Source organism: Floridaenema evergladense BLCC-F167, from assembly GCF_041929205.2.
Taxonomy (GTDB): domain Bacteria; phylum Cyanobacteriota; class Cyanobacteriia; order Cyanobacteriales; family Aerosakkonemataceae; genus Floridanema; species Floridanema evergladense.
Window position 1 is genome coordinate 5,071,048 of record NZ_CM171625.1, and the last position, 16,383, is coordinate 5,087,430.

Sequence of the window (16,383 nt, forward strand, 5' to 3'; positions counted from 1 at the left end):
AAATTATTTTTCTATTTTGAAATACTTTTTAACAAATCTCTATTAAATGTTGCATATAACAACTCCTATGCTGATAAGATATAGAGTTTTTGAAGTGAGGAAACAGGCAATAGGAAATTAATCTTGAGTGTACCTGAGAATTTGCAAAAATGCTGTATTTACTCTGCTTGATAGCCGATAAGTTACATATCCATTGATTTGGTAAGCGATTTATACTTTTCATTTGATGCACCTGAAATTTTGCACAAAAATTGCTCTTAAGAGTTTAATATCTATACTCTTAACCACTTCAATACTTTAGGATCTTTATTATAGTAATATGTCACTCCATTTTTAGTTGTTACAGTTTTTTGTTGACTTGCCATACTTCTAATGCTACTTATTTGATAATCTGTTAATTGCTGCAATTCCTTATGAGACAATCCTACAATAGGAGTTGTTTCTGATGAAATAGGAAGATTTTGGGCAACTTGAACCGAAATATCTGCTGCTATTTCGATTGATTCTTCTAGGAGATTTTGGACGGTAGTCTGAGCAGAAATAGCGATCGCATCTTGAGGATTTTCTGGAGGAATCACAGCTTTTTGCCGCTGATAATCAGACACTGGAAGGAGTCGCCAATGAGAATTTTCTGTCAACTCCAAAATCCAACTATGATAATTAAACAGACTCTCTCGATGTCCGACACTAATAAAAGTTGTGTTAGTTGCTTGTAGTTGGTGATATAAATTGCCTTCATTCGTCAAATCAAGGGCACTGGTAGCTTCGTCTAATATCGTAAAGTTAGGACGATTCACTAGTAGTCGTGCAAAAGCAAGTCGTTGTTGTTCTCCCAGAGATAAAATATTTTCCCAAGGAAGCTCACTATCCAGACTTTCGATTCGTGGCAGTAAATTTTGCAAATTAACTTGTTCTAGAATTGCTTCCAGTTCTCGATCGCTAATTTGCCCAGTAGTGTGGGGATAAAGTAATTGCTCGCGCAAAGTTCCCAAAATGATATAAGGACGTTGGGGCAAAAATAACATCTCTTCTAGAGGAGGTCGGACTAAACGACCAGTTCCAGCGTTCCATAGACCTGCGATCGCACGCAATAGAGAACTTTTCCCTCGACCACTTGGCCCAACGATTAATAAACCTTCTCCTGGTTGTACCGAGAGTGATAACTTATCAACAATAACTTGTTCGTAGTCAGGCGTTTGTAAAGTAACATTTTCAAAAGCCAAACGGTTATCTTCAATTGTTTTGATAGTAGTTGCATTCTCCGGCTGTTTACTCACAACTTCCAACGCCTCAGAAAATTCTGAAAATCGCTCAATATAACTGGAAAGTCGTCCTGAAGTAGCAAATTCAGCAATCAATTCTGCCATAGCAGTGGCAAATAAATTACAAGCTAAACTAGCTTGACCAACCTCTCCAAAATCAATTTCGCCTCTAAGATGGAAAGGCCCAAATACTACAAATGGGAAAATTTGGATAACTGCTTGATATCCTCTATTAAAAATATCCTGCCCCCTTTCCCAATTAATCTTACGTTTAGTAGTTTGAATAATATTCTTGAATCTTCGTTGTACTATGCCTGCTTCTTGGTCTTCTCCCTGAAAAAAAGCTATTGATTCAGAATGATTGCGAATATGATTTAGACTGTAATTATAATCCGCTTCAAATTCCAGTTCTTCTTGATTAATCTTACTCAATTCTTGAGCTAAGTAAACAGCAATTAAATTGCCAATTACGGTGTAAACGACTAATACAATTGCTGCCAATCGTGACAGAGACCAAAGAATCACTAAAAAAACAGTCATTTCTAGCACTTTTTCTAAAAAAGTAGCTGAAAAACTTAGAACATTTTTAGTAAGAGGCGAAAGTTCTTGCGATATTCGTTGGTCTGGATTATCAATATCAGATTTAAAGTTAATTCTATAATAAGCACGATTGCTCAAATATTTAGTTATAATATAATTATTTAACCATTGATACCAATCAAGAGCAATTTGTTTTCTAATAAACCTAGAAAAGCCTAGTAATAATGTTACACATAACAAGGCAACACCAAAAAGCAATAATGTATCTACAAATTTAGTAAAATCTTTTTCATTAATAATGATATCAACCAAATAACGACCAACGAAGCTATTAAAAGCAGTCACACCAACCAGCATAATAATTAATAATATTAGGAGAAGGAGCATTGCCCAGGAACGCATTACGTCTGAAAATGCTCTTCCCCCTGCCTGGGTTGGATACCAGTAAGGTGCGACGATCGCTCTGACATTCTCCCAGAATTTTGTAGAATTTGAAGCCGCATCACTGGCTGAGTTTTTATCAAGAGAAATTGGAGATTGCATCTTTATGTCTAGTTAAAAATTTTAAATTGGGAATGGGGAAGCGCACAATGGAGAAAAGGTCTGACTTTGATATCCGCTACCTTAGCTATTCTTGAGGACATGATACTTTTCCTATAGAATGTTTTGCCAAATTTAATTTTTGATCAGTTTAGTGAATTAGTCAATACAAAGTAGAAGAATTAAATTTTTCTGCTATGCTAATACCTTACTACTAAAGCAAGGGGGCTTTAGACTTCAAGACTTGTAATTGAGTGGCTAATATTTTTACGTTGGGTTCATAAAGCATTCGACCATGATTTCCTGGTATACATATAACCTTGACAAGCTTCTGAGTGTATGCTTGCCATCCCCAGTCGGGTAAATTGTAGTCGGAAATAGCTTGCAATTCTTGTAAAACAATATCATGAATTTCTTGAGCGCGGAATAAGACAATGGGGGCAGAAATTGAATGAGTAGGGCGATAATTTGCGTAATTGAGAGTCAGGGCTTTCATAACTTTCATATTAGTTTTGAGTAGATCGAGGCTGGAATGTTCTGGTAAAATATTATTTTGATATAGATACTCTGCCGCTAGATTCCACCGAGTTCGATCGTCCGGTTGACTTAACAAATCATCGTAGCTCAGTTCTAAATTAACTGCTTTTAAAGCTTTAATTCTTTGAATTAATTGCCAAATCCAATCAATTTCTTTTTTGTTAGTAAAATACTCAGGATAAACAACCAATCCAGCGTCAAAAATAGCTAGTAAATCTACTTTTTCTCCTTGTTGTTCCAGTTGGGAAGCCATTTCAAAAGCCACAGCACAACCAGAAGAATATCCTGCTAGTACGTAAGGGCTTTGAGGTTGTTTTTGGCGTAATAAATTAATTAGTTGACTTGCGTGGTCTTCTACTGATTTAGGAAGAGGGCTAAGTCCGTCTCTTCCCGGTGTTTCGAGTCCATAAACGGGGTGTTCAATTCCTAAATTGATTGCTAAATCTCGAAAATAGAAACTATGTCCGTTTGCACCAGGAAGACAAAATAGAGGGGTTGCTTTTCCTAAAGGTTGAAGTGAAAGTAAATCGGGGTGTACTTGTGGTAATTTAGTATTACCAATTTCTTGTGCTAGTTGAGCAATTGTCGGATTTTGAAATAAAGTACTTAAAGAAACTTGTTGCTCAAAAACTTGTTGAATATTATTAAGCAATTTCATCGCTAATAAAGAATGACCACCTAAGTCGAAAAAGTTATCATAAATGCCAATTTCTTGAGGTTCGAGTATGGCAGACCATATTTGTATTAATTGTTTTTCGATTTCATTGCGTGGATCTGCACATCCACCTTTGTTCAATATATTGGGAGTGGGTAAGGCTTTGCGATCGACTTTGCCATTAGCAGTTAAAGGAAACTTTTCAAGTACAATGATTTGAGCAGGTATCATGTAATTGGGTGAGCAGGATTTGAGGTGATTTTTTAATTCATAAGAAGAAGCATCATTACTTCTAGTTATATATGCAATTAAACTCTCATTGTTTTCAGTTTTATATAAAGTAACAACGGCTTCTTTTACTGATGGATGTTGTAACAAAATTGCCTCTATTTCACCCAGTTCAATCCGAAAACCTCTAAGTTTAATTTGGTCGTCAATGCGTCCTAAATACTCCAAATTGCCCTTATCATTCCATCTAGCTAAATCGCCTGTTTTATAAATTCGCTCAGTTTTTCCAAATAACTCAACTTGCAAAAATTTAGCGGCAGTTAATTCGGGACGATGTAAATAACCTCTAGCTAAACTCACTCCAGCAATACACAATTCTCCGGGTATTCCAGGGGGTAGCGGTTGATTTTGTGCATCTAAAATATAAATGCGGATATTTGGAAAAGGTTTACCAATCGGGGGTTTTTTGCCATTAGTTTGACAAGGAGCTACTACCACACAAATTGTAGTTTCTGTTGGTCCATAACCATTGTAAAATTGTCTTCCATCTGCCCATTTTGTGACTAATTCCGCCGAGCAAACTTCGCCACCGACTACAATACTTTGCAAATCAGGTAAAGCAGTTTGAGGTAATACAGATAAAATTGAAGGAGGAATAATAATATGGGAAATTTTGCTTTTTGCTATGAAGTTAAGCAAGCTTTGACTGTGTAATAAAGTTTCTTTTTTGCTCAGGTATAAACAAGCTCCGGTAATGAGAGTAGGGGCGATTTCACCCAGAGACATATCAAAACTAAGAGATGCTAGTTGTAAGCAACGGCTGTGGGATTGTAGTTGAAAATTATGCGCCCATGCTAAAACAAAATTAGTCAATCCCCGATGTTCGATCGCTACTCCTTTTGGTTGTCCAGTCGAACCAGAAGTATAAATTAGATAAGCTAAATTTTCCGGTTTACTTCGAGTTGGGGGGTTTGTTATTGATTGGAAATCAAATGTTTCTGGTTCTAAACAAATAACTTTACAGGATTTTTTTAAAGTGTTTAATGGTAATTTATCTTTGATATAACTTTGAGTTAGCAATAATGATGTTGCCGAATCTTCGAGCATAAATTGAATGCGTTCTTGCGGATAGTCGGGATCGATCGGCAAATAAGCACCACCTGATTTTAAAATAGCCAATATGCCAATAATCATCTCAAAAGAACGTTCAACACAGATAGCAATTAAGGTGTCGGGCTGAATTTGGTGATGATTGATTAGATAATGAGCGACTTGGTTGGCTTTTTGATTGAGTTGTTGATAAGTTAGGCTTTGAGATTCAAATACTAAAGCGATTCGATCGGGATTTTGTTCAACTTGTTGTTCAAATAGGTCAACAAAAGTTTGATTGAGGGGGTAATTGGTTTGAGTTTGATTCCAGTGTTGTAGTTGTAGCAGTTCGGATGCTGTGATAAAAGATAGTGTATTTATTGGTTGGTGGGGGCGATCGATAATTCCTTGAAGTAAAATCACAAAATGTTCTGCAATTCGTTGTATGGTGCTACTCTCAAAAAGGTCGGTAGCATATTCCCAAGAACAATTTAACTGGCGATCGGATTCGCTGGCTATTAATGCTAAATCGAACTTAGCAAATGGATAACTTAATCCCAGCCATTGAATTTCTAACCCTGGCAAATTTAGGTCGGGACTTTCATTATTTTCTAGGGTAAACATCACTTGAAATAATGGATGATGACTCGTACTGCGTTCTGGTTGTAACTTTTCTACCAAAACTTCAAAGGGGATATCTTGATGAGCATAAGCATCTAAACAATTTTGGCGAATTTGTTGGAGAAATTCGATAAAAGTTTGCTCAGGTTTGATTTGACTACGCAATACTAATGTGTTGACAAAAAAACCGATTAATGATTCAGTTTGGCTATGGGTACGGTTAGCAATGGGAGAACCAATACAAAGATCGTTTTGGCGACTATAACGAGAAAGTAGAATACTTAAAGCTGCCAATAAAATCATAAATAGACTTACTCCTTGTTGCTGACAGAATGTTTTAATGGCAGCAGTTAATTGAGAATTTAGAGTATATGAATAGCGGTTTCCTTTGTAAGTTTGTAATGCGGGACGGGGATAATCAGTAGGTAATTCCAGTAAAGGTGGAGCATGATTAAGTTGCTGTTTCCAATAGTTAATTTGGCTTTCTAATACTTCCCCTTGTAACCAGTTTCTTTGCCAGGTTGCATAATCGCTATATTCAATAGTTAGAGGAGGCAGATTTGGGGTTTGATTTTGGGCGAAGGCAATATAAGCTTGGCGTAATTCTTTAACAAATATTCCCATTGACCAACCATCACTGATAATATGGTGCATATTAATTAGCAACAGATATTTTTGCTCTTTTAATTGCAACAGTTCCGCTTTAAATAAAGGGCCAATATTTAAGTTAAATGGTTCTTGAACGTAACTATTAATTAACTGCTTGACATTGGGAGAGTGAGGATTTTCATCAAGATTTTGGCAGTCTAGTATGTTGAGAATTTCGATTTCTTCTAAATTTCGGATTGCGACTTGAGGTTGTCCTGCTATTGTAGGAAAGTATATCCTTAAACTGGTATGACGGTTAAGCAGATAGGCGAAACTAGAGTGCAAGGCATTAATATTAAGGTTGCCTTTTAATTGTAGAGCGATCGGCATATTGTAACTAGCTGATAACTCTTGAAATTGCGCTAACAGCCAGAGGCGTTGTTGAGCAAAAGAAAGAATTTTTGGTGCATCATCTGATAATTTAGGAATTGCCTCTGCCATAGTATTTTCAACTTTGGCAGCCTTTAAGAAGGCTAATATATCTGCTTTGTGGCTTTGAATTTCCTGCTTAAGTTCAGAAGTAAGGGCATTTTTACTGGTTCGGATTCGTAATTTATCATCTTCAGCCCAAATTTTGCAACCCAGGTTTTGTAAACTAAGCATCAAAGAAATTACTTGCTCTTTTTGTGTCATAGTTCTATTTCCTCTTCATCGGAGTTTAAAGGTTGGATATCTGCGGAGGAATAATTCATCCATAAACAGGTATCGATATAATTTGCTAATTCATTTAGTGTGGGTAATTCAAACAGTTTTCGCAGAGGTATTTCTACTTTGAATTTGTCACGGATACGAGAACATAGTTGAGTGCCTAATAAAGAATGTCCTCCTAATTTGAAGAAGTTGTCTTCACGGGCAATTAATTCATATTTCAGCAACTTTGTCCAGATTTCTGCAAGCAATTTTTCTGTTGATGTTACAGGTAATTCAATGTTTTTTGTTGTTAATGTTGTGCCTGGTTTTGGTAAAGCTTTGCGATCGATTTTTCCGTTTGGGGTGAGTGGGAGTTTTTCTAAAGCAATGAAATGATTAGGGATCGTATATTCTGGGAGAGTTTTACTGAGAAAACTTCGCCATTCATCTAATAATCCTGGATCGATTTCTGCGGTGCGATAGTGTAAAGGTTGATTGGCGTAATGTTGCCAAGGTTTCGATCGCAAATTATGTTCTTGAGTGAATCTTGGTATTCTAGTTTGTTCAGCATTATTCCTTTGAAAAACAACATCGTAACTAGAAAAATCTGTTGAGTTATATTGGACAAAAGGTGTATAAGATAATTCCCTGACTAAAGTTCGGAATGCTTCAGGTTCTATTCCTAATTTAGCGTGATAAATTGCCATTTTTAAATCCGAAACATTGCTCTCTAATTGATTAATTTTTTCTAACAGTATCATCTCTGAAGTTAGTCGAGCATTGGGGATATTTCTAATACCTAGCAAATCTGATTTTTGTGTTGTGAGAAGTTGCTCAATTTTTTCCAAGTTCAATTCTTCACTTTCCCAGTCTAACCATTCTGGAGTTACGAAAGAATTATTTATTTGGTCTAGATGTAAAACTACATCATAGCGAAACCGACTCATTTCTGTGTGAGTATAACCACGTTTTAATTGAATTTCTACTTGACTAATTCGCGGAAATTTGTGTTTTATGGTAATAAAGAAATCGGGGTCAATTAGTAATTCACCTTCGTTACAAATACTTTGTTGAATTCGTTGACGCAATTCTTTAATTGATAAGTTGTCTTCGGCACGATAAAATTCAACTGCGGTGTGAAAAGCTGCTAATAAATTGAGGTTTCGCACATCTCCTATAAAAATTGCTCCTTGATTTTTTACTGCTGCGATCGCCCCTTCCAGTACCGACAAAAAGTAATCCAATGAGGGAAAATATTGGATAACAGAATTCATAATTACCAAGTCATAAGCACCGATTTCAATGCCATCAAATTGGTTAGCAGCACAGGTTTTTAAAGTGACTTTTTCCTGAAGAGATTGTTGTTTGAGATGTTTTTCAATGTACTGCAATGCTTCCGATGAGAAATCTGTACCTAGATAATGTTGACAATGGGGCGCAATTTTAAACAATAACATTCCCGTTCCACAACCTATTTCCCAAACTCGAATCGGTTTAAGTTCTAGAATTTGCTCAACTGTTGTATCTCGCCATTCTTGCATTGCTGATTTGGGATAAGGTTCTCCTGTGTATCGATCGTTCCAACCTGCTAGATTGAGTGTAGGATCTTCTGAGGAATTAGAGTTAAGATAAGCATCGGTAAATACTTGTTGCCAGAGTTCTACTTGTTGATTTTGCAGGTCATCATTTTTGGTTGAGGTGGGGACAATATACGCTACTAAACTTCGATCGAATTCGATGTCTTCTCTGACAATAACGACAGCTTCTTGAATCGTTGGATGTTCGATTAATAATGTTTCAATTTCGCCTAATTCAATCCGAAAACCACGCAGCTTGATTTGCCGATCGATCCGACCTAAATACTGTAAATTCCCATCAGGTAGCCAACGGGCTAAATCACCTGTTTTATAAATTCGTTCAGTTTGATTGAATAGGTTGAGATGAATGAATTTTTCCGCAGTAAGTTCGGGGTGATTTAAATAATTTTGAGCCAATCCTTTACCTGCAATACAAAGTTCCCCAGGAATACCAGGAGGAAGGAGTTGATTATGTTTATCTAGAATGTAAATGCGGGTATTGGCGATCGCTTTTCCGATCGTTGGTTCATGTTGGGCATTTTTAGCAACTTTCGTAAAAGTTGAGTAAGTTGTATCTTCAGAAGGGCCATAAAGATTATAAATTTCTGTTACTGATGTGGCTTGATATAATGACTGTACCAAACTATTTCTTAATGCTTCTCCTGCTAAATTAATCACTTTCACGCTGGGGGGAATTACATTCATATTCAACAATTCCGCTGCTGCACTCGGTACTGTATTAATCAAGGTAATTGGGACAATACTTTTTTGTGCTTGCTCAATATAAAGTGCATTTTCTACTACTATTACACTACCGCCTTGAGTGAGAGGAACAAAAATTTCAAAAATTGAAAGGTCAAAACAAATTGAGGTTGATGCTAAAACACCTGCAAGTTGTTCTGTACTGAAGATTGAGTGTGCCCACTTGATTAAAACTACTGGGCTATAATGGGCAATGGCAACGCCTTTAGGTCGTCCTGTGGAACCAGAAGTATAAATTACATAAGCTAAATCATTAGGTTTACTTTGAGGAATTAGGTTTTCTGTTGCTAGATTCGTCCATATTTCTTGTTCCCAAAATACTACTTGACAGTTATTTTGCAGTTTTTCTAAGGGCAGTTTCTTTTTAATATTGCTGGTTGTTAGTAGTAAAGAAGCATTACTATCTTCGAGCATTAATTGAATGCGTTCTTGGGGATAATTGGGATCGATCGCTACATAAGCTCCACCAGCTTTGAGAATAGCGAATATCCCGATAACCATTTCTAGCGATCGTTCGATACAAATTGCCATCAATGAATTATTCGGCAATTTTTTCTCTTCTTTTATTGCTAACAAATGATAAGTTAACTGATTAGCCTTTTGGTTTAATTCTTCATAACTTAAGGTTTTGTTTTCAAACACTAGAGCAATTCGATCGGGGGTTTTCGCTACCTGTTGTTCAAACAGAGTTATTAATGTTTGGTCTTGAGGATAATCAATATTTGTTTGATTCCAAAGTTGTAGCTGTTTGATTTCTACGGTGGTAATTAAAGGTAGCGTACTGATTGATTGTTGGGGATTTTGAGTAATTGCTTCTAGCAATATTTCCAAGTGTCCTGCCATCCGTTGAATTGTTGTCGGCGCGAATAAATCTGTCGCATATTCCCACATACAATGCAGTTGATTATCCCTTTCAGAAACATCCAAGGTTAAATCAAACTTGGTAAATGGATAATCTTGCTCCAAATATTTAATATCAAGTTCTGGTAATTTAACTTTTATCCCTGCACTTTCCATATTTTGCAAAACTATCATTACCTGGAACAAAGGGTTATAACTAAGACTGCGTTCCGGGTGCAATTGTTCTACCAAATATTCAAAGGGAATATCTTGATGGGAGTATGCTTCTAAACAAGTTTGGCGGGTTTTTTGGAGTAATTCAATAAAGTTTTGTTCTGGCTTAATTTGACTCCGCAAAACTAATGTATTAACGAAAAATCCAATTAATCCTTCGGTGTGACTGTGGGTGCGATTGGCGATCGCAGAACCAACACATAAATCTTCTTGACGGCTATAACGAGATAGTAAAATATTGAAAGCCGTCAACAGAGTCATAAACAAACTAACTCCCTGTTTTTGACTCAAAAGTTTTAGTTTTTCAGTCAACTCCCCACTCAAACTATATTCTTCGCGTCCACCTTGATAACTTTGTTGTGCTGGACGAGGATAATCAGTAGGTAAATCAAGTAATTGAGGCGCATCTTTTAGCTGTTGTTTCCAATAGTTTTTTTGAGTTTCTAAAATCTCTCCTTGTAGCCAATTACGCTGCCAAGCTGCATAATCAGTATATTGAATTGGTAATGGTGAGAAATTGGGAAGATTCCCGCTGGCAAAAGCAGAATAAGCTTGTTCCCATTCCCGTTTAAATACTCCCATTGACCAACCATCACTAATAATATGGTGCATATTAATAAGCAGCACATTTTTCTGTTTGCCTAGTTGTAATAATTTGATTTTTAACAGTGGCCCAACATTTAAATCAAATGGTTCTGCTGCATGAATGTCTGCTAAGTTTTGGACGGTTTCTGCTTGAATTTGGGGAGGGAGTTCTTGCAGATTGACGATCGCTAAAACTTCTATCTGTTCAGGATTTTTAATAATTACTTGCGCCTCTCCTTCAATCACTGGGAAACAAGTGCGGAGAATTTCATGGCGTTTAATCAAATAAGCAAAACTGGCACGCAAGGCTTCTATATTCAAATTACCATTAAGTGAGTAAGCTGTTGATATATTATAGTTACCCCAAGTTCCTGAACCTTCTAATTGCGCTAAAAACCAAAGCCTTGATTGAGCAAATGATAATGTTTTGGGTTCATTTTCTGGCTGAGGTGCGATCGGAGGTAAGGTGACACCTAAAGCAGCTCGATCGATTTCTATTGCTAACTCAAATAAAATGCTATACTCAAATACCTTGCGTACAGATATTTCTACTCCAAAACTATCACGAATTCTAGTAATTAATTGAGTAGCTAACAGAGAATGTCCGCCAAGTTCAAAGAAATTGTCTCGACGACTAACATATTTAACTTTTAAAAGAGCTTGCCATAAACTAGCCAGTAGTTCTTCTGTGGGAGTTATTGGCATTTCCCAGTTAATTGCAGCATTTATGTCTGGTGTTGGTAGGGATTTGCGATCGAGCTTACCATTAGGAGTAATTGGTAATTTATCCAATAGGATTATCTGCGCTGGAACCATATAATTTGGTAATAGCGTTTTTAAGTATTCCTTAAGTTGATTACCTAAATTGCTGGATTTCTCCGCTGTTGTGATATATGCCACTAACCGAGGATTATCATCAGCTTCGTAGAGAATGACAACGGCTTCTTTAACCCATTTATTTTGTAATAAAGTTGCTTCAATTTCACCAATTTCTACTCTAAATCCTCTGAGTTTAATTTGGTCGTCAATGCGTCCAAGATACTCAATATTTCCTTGGAAATTCCATTTGGCTAAGTCACCAGTTTTGTAAATTCGCTCACTTTTACCAAACAAATCAACTTCAATAAATTTTTCTTTGGTTAAGTCAGGACGATGTAAATAACCTCTGGATAATCCAATTCCTGCAATACATAATTCTCCGGGAATTCCCGGAGGTAAAAGTTGATTTTGGGCATCTAAAATATAAATTCGGTTATTAGCTATTGGTTTACCAATGTCGGGTTTTTTCCCATTCGGGTTACATTCGGCTATACTCACTGTAACCGTTGATTCTGTCGGTCCATAGCAATTAAAAAACCGTCGTTCTTTTGCCCATTGCGTTACTATTTCTGCTGGACAAACTTCGCCGCCAACGATTATGTTTTGTAGGTCTGGTAGTGAAGCTTGAGGTAAGATAGATAAGGTGGAAGGAGGTAGAGCTATATGAGAAATTTGGCGATCGCGCAACAAATTAACCAAGCTTTGACTAGGTAATAAAGTTTCTGATTTAGCTAGATACAAAGTAGCACCTGCGGATAAAGCAGTGGCAATTTCGCCAATTGATAAATCGAAACTAAAAGCACCAAATTGCAGCCAACGAGTTTCCGGTTTAATTTGAAAAGTTTCCGCCCAAGTTAAGATTAAATTCACCAAGGCGCGGTGTTCAATCATCACTCCTTTGGGTTGTCCTGTGGAACCAGAAGTATAAATTAGATATGCTAAATTTTCTGGTTTAGTTTGTGGTAGAAGATTTTCTGTTGATTCGTCAGCGAAAGTTCCAGATTCTAAATAAATAACTTGGCAAGTACTTTTTATTGGTAATTTATCTTTGATAGAACTTTGAGTTAGTAATACTGATGTCCCCGAATCTTCGAGCATGAATTGAATGCGTTCTTGGGGATATTTTGGGTCAATTGGCACATAACAGCCACCTGCTTTTAAGATAGCCAATATGCCAATAATCATCTCGAAAGAACGTTCTACACAAATACTAATTAAAGTTTCAGATTTAATGTGGTGATTATGAATTAGATAATGAGCAATTTGGTTAACTTTTTGATTGAGTTGTTGATAAGTTAGGCTTTGGGATTCAAATACTAAAGCGATTCGATCGGGATTTTTTGCAACTTGTTGTTCAAATAGGTCAACGAATGTTTGATTCAAGCAATAATTAGTATCTGTTTGATTCCAGTCTCGTAATTGCTGAATTTCATTTTTTGTGAGTAATGGTAGGCTATTGATCGGTTGTTGAGGGCGATCGACAATTGCTTCCAGCAACACAGTAAAATGTTGAGTCATTCGTTGAATGGTGTTCTGGTCAAACAAATCAGTAGCATATTCCCATTCCCCGATTAATTCTTGGGAAGTTTCCCGAAAAATTAGCGATAAATCAAACAGAGTAGTTGTATTTTCCCACTTAAAAGTAGTAACAGTTAATCCATTGATTTCTAGATTTTCGTTAGTTTCATTTTGCAAACCAAATGCTACTTGAAATAAGGGATGATGAGCAAGCGATCGCTCTAATCCCAGTTCATCCACTAATTTTTCAAAGGGCAAATCTTGATGGTCGTAAGCATCTAAACTTACTCGTTTTACTCTAGCAAGTAATTCTAAGAAAGTGGGATTTCCTTGTAAGTTAATTCGCAAGGCTAAACTATTGACAAAAAAGCCAATTAACCCTTCAATTTCTTTACGGTTGCGATTAGCGATCGCAGAGCCCAAAACAATATCTTCTTGTCTGCTATAACGCGAAAGTAAAATCGTAAATGCTGTCAACAAAGTCATAAACAGCGTTGTTCCTGACTCTTGACTCAAATGCTTTAACTTTTGGGTTAAATTGCGATCGAGCCGCAAAAATTCGCTCCCTCCCCGAAAAGATTGCACTGAAGGGCGCGATCGATCTGTTGGCAATTCTAACAAAGGCGGAACATCAGCTAATTGTTGTTGCCAATAATTAAGTTGAGTTTGCAGTATTTTTCCTTGTAACCATTCTCTTTGCCAATGAGCAAAATCTGCATATTGCAGCGATAATGGGGGTAATGGAGAAAGTTTTCCATCGCTAAAAGCAGCATAAAGACTAAACAATTCTCGTCGGAATATTTCCATTGACCAACCATCAAAAATTATATGATGGATAACAATCAATAGTAGATGAAAATTATCAGACAATTGCAACAATTTTACCCGTAACAAAGGAGAATTTGATAAATCAAAAGGTCTTTGGAATTCTTCTATTGCTAAGTGTTGAGCTTTCTTTAATTGCTCTGTTTCTGTCAAATCTCGCCAGTCTAGCACCTGTATTGACAGTTGTACGCTAGAGTGAATTACTTGGATTGGCGAACCATCAATAACTGAAAATGTAGTGCGTAAAACTTCATGCCTTTGGACAATTTCTCTAATAGATTTTTCTAAAACAGATATCTTAAGATCGCCCGTAATTTGCCAAAAAATAGGAACATTATAGGGACAATTATCTGCTTCTAATTTATCAATAAACCATAATCTTTGTTGAGCAAAAGAAAGAGGAATCGGCTGTTTTCGAGAAACCTGTCTTAGGGATGAATTTTGTTGAAAATCATTTTTCCGAGATAATTCTTGTTGCTCTTTGAGCTTTTGCAGAACTAATGCACGTTTTTCAGGAGAAAGATTTTCCAGACGTTTGAATAAGTTAGTCATAATATCATTCAGAGAAACGCCAATTTTAATGATTTAATCATCATTTTATTGTGAATATCAACCTTTACAAATATCTTTAATTAAGTCAAAAAAGATATTTGTAAAGGTTGGCTTACTAATCACTCAGAAGCAAGTAAATGTGGAATCACAGATTTAAGATTCTCCGGGCGATACTCTAAGCAAGCTTTCAGTCGTTTTACAACACTACTATGAACTGCAATTCGTAATGAATTTGTCGATCGCCATCCCTCTCCTCTTAACAGATAAACTCCCTCGACGGTATTATCAAAATAAGTTGTTGGATCTGGTTTAATCTGAAAATCTTCGCTGTCATTTTCAGTTGAATAAAATTCCAACCCTAAATTTTGTGCCTTCTGGAGCATCCATTGCAGTGCATAATCTGATAATCCTCGATAATTTTTATTCCCTCCACCAACACAACTATGTTCACCAACAAACCACACTTCCTCTACTACTTGATTAGGATTTTTTTCATTTTTCTTTAGAGGAGTCGAAGGAAAAACTTTGCGTTTTTCATCAATAGCTACAGCATGGAAACCATTTTCCACAATTGGGCTTAGGGTAGCATCATAAAATTGATAATTGATATTCCAGATTCTCTCAATGGCTGGCAAAGGTAGTACATCAGGAATGCCTAATGTTCCCACTGTTTCCCAGCAGCCTAACATTTTGATGGAGATGTTATTCTCTAAATCAGTTGCTCCCTGAGAAACTTTTTTAGAGTTTTCTTGACGGAATTCTTGAGCTTCTAGAGAATCATGAACGATTTTACTATCTCGATAAAGCTCATAAGCTTTTCTAATTTCTTGAATCTTGGAACGTCTTAATAAACCACATTTGTAAATCATCCCCGCTAAACAACGAACAATATAAGCTCCGCGACTAAAACCAAATAGATAAATTTCATCCTGACTGTCTGGATCGTAGTTCATACATAGAAATCGGTAGGCATCTTGAATAAGCCGATCGATTCCCCACCTAAAAGCGCTATCACCAAAGCGATCGATCAAATCAGGTAGATTACCATCTTCTCTACTAAATCCCGATGAATAGAATACTAATTGTGGCGTTTGATCGTCAGCTGTATATTTAACCAACCGGGCTAATTTTAGTACATTTGTAGGATAAGCACTCGTTAGTTCATGCCAAGTTCCATCACAACAAACTACTAAGCGTTTTTTCTTCCCCACAACAACTGGCGACTGGGGAGTTTGTTCATTCTCATTAACTGCAATAGTTGGTTGTTCAGTTTCTCCTGTAGTGGCTGATTCTGGAGCAATAATTATTTGTTCAATCCCTTCTGGAAAAGATGATTCGATCGCCGTTGTAATTTGTTCAATTCCTCCCGCCATATCAATTCCTACAGCAAGAGAAGATGATTCGATCGCTGTAATTATTTGTTCAATTCCTTGCTCTGTAGATGATGTTTCTATTGTCGTAATTGGTTGTTCAATTCCTTCCATTGTAGATGATGTTTCAATAGTAATTGTTTGTTCAGATTCACCAGTAAATGATGTTTCTATTGTCGTAATTGGTTGTTCAATTCCTTCCATTGCAGATGATGTTTCAATAGTAATTGGTTGTTCAGATTCACCAGTAGATGATGTTTCTATTGCCGTCATTGGTTGTTCAATTCCTTCCGTTGTAGATGATGTTTCAATAGTAATTGTTTGTTCAGATTCGCCAGTAGATGATGTTTCTATTGTCGTAATTGGTTGTTCATTTTCTTCGATAAAAGATGATTCCGTTGCATCTTCTTCAGTAACTTCAGTTAAATTTTCATCTTCGGTTACTAGTTGATCTTCTTGTTGGTTTTTGGTTTTTTTCTTTCTGATAGACATTGCTTTTTTACTCCAAGTAGCTCTGTAAATTATAGCGTTAATTGAGAACCTTTCCAGTA

At 36.4% G+C, this 16,383-nt stretch carries 4 protein-coding genes; all 4 read right to left on the bottom strand.

Going from position 1 to position 16,383, the window contains the following annotated elements; genetic code table 11:
• Positions 1–272: 272 nt before the first annotated feature.
• Complete coding sequence (locus tag ACE1CA_RS24630; RefSeq protein ID WP_413280117.1) at positions 273–2,345, bottom strand: ABC transporter ATP-binding protein/permease; 2,073 nt, start codon at positions 2,343–2,345, stop codon at positions 273–275.
• Between the two features lie 211 nt (positions 2,346–2,556).
• A complete protein-coding gene (locus ACE1CA_RS24635) occupies positions 2,557–6,753 on the bottom strand; it encodes an amino acid adenylation domain-containing protein (RefSeq protein ID WP_413280118.1) in 4,197 nt (1,398 codons plus the stop codon).
• Positions 6,750–14,462 (bottom strand): amino acid adenylation domain-containing protein, encoded by a 7,713-nt coding sequence (locus ACE1CA_RS24640; RefSeq protein ID WP_413280119.1) that lies wholly within the window; start codon positions 14,460–14,462, stop codon positions 6,750–6,752. Before ACE1CA_RS24640 ends, ACE1CA_RS24635 begins: the two co-directional genes overlap by 4 nt.
• A gap of 119 nt (positions 14,463–14,581) precedes the next feature.
• Complete coding sequence (locus ACE1CA_RS24645) at positions 14,582–16,324, bottom strand: DUF2235 domain-containing protein (RefSeq protein ID WP_413280120.1); 1,743 nt, start codon at positions 16,322–16,324, stop codon at positions 14,582–14,584.
• Between the last annotated feature and the right edge of the window lie 59 nt (positions 16,325–16,383).

Coding starts and splice junctions, on each gene's coding strand:
- ACE1CA_RS24630 (WP_413280117.1), bottom strand. CDS start 2,345: ATGCAATCTCCAATTTCTCTTGATAAAAACTCAGCCAGTGATGCGGCT.
- ACE1CA_RS24635 (WP_413280118.1), bottom strand. CDS start 6,753: ATGACACAAAAAGAGCAAGTAATTTCTTTGATGCTTAGTTTACAAAAC.
- ACE1CA_RS24640 (WP_413280119.1), bottom strand. CDS start 14,462: ATGACTAACTTATTCAAACGTCTGGAAAATCTTTCTCCTGAAAAACGT.
- ACE1CA_RS24645 (WP_413280120.1), bottom strand. CDS start 16,324: ATGTCTATCAGAAAGAAAAAAACCAAAAACCAACAAGAAGATCAACTA.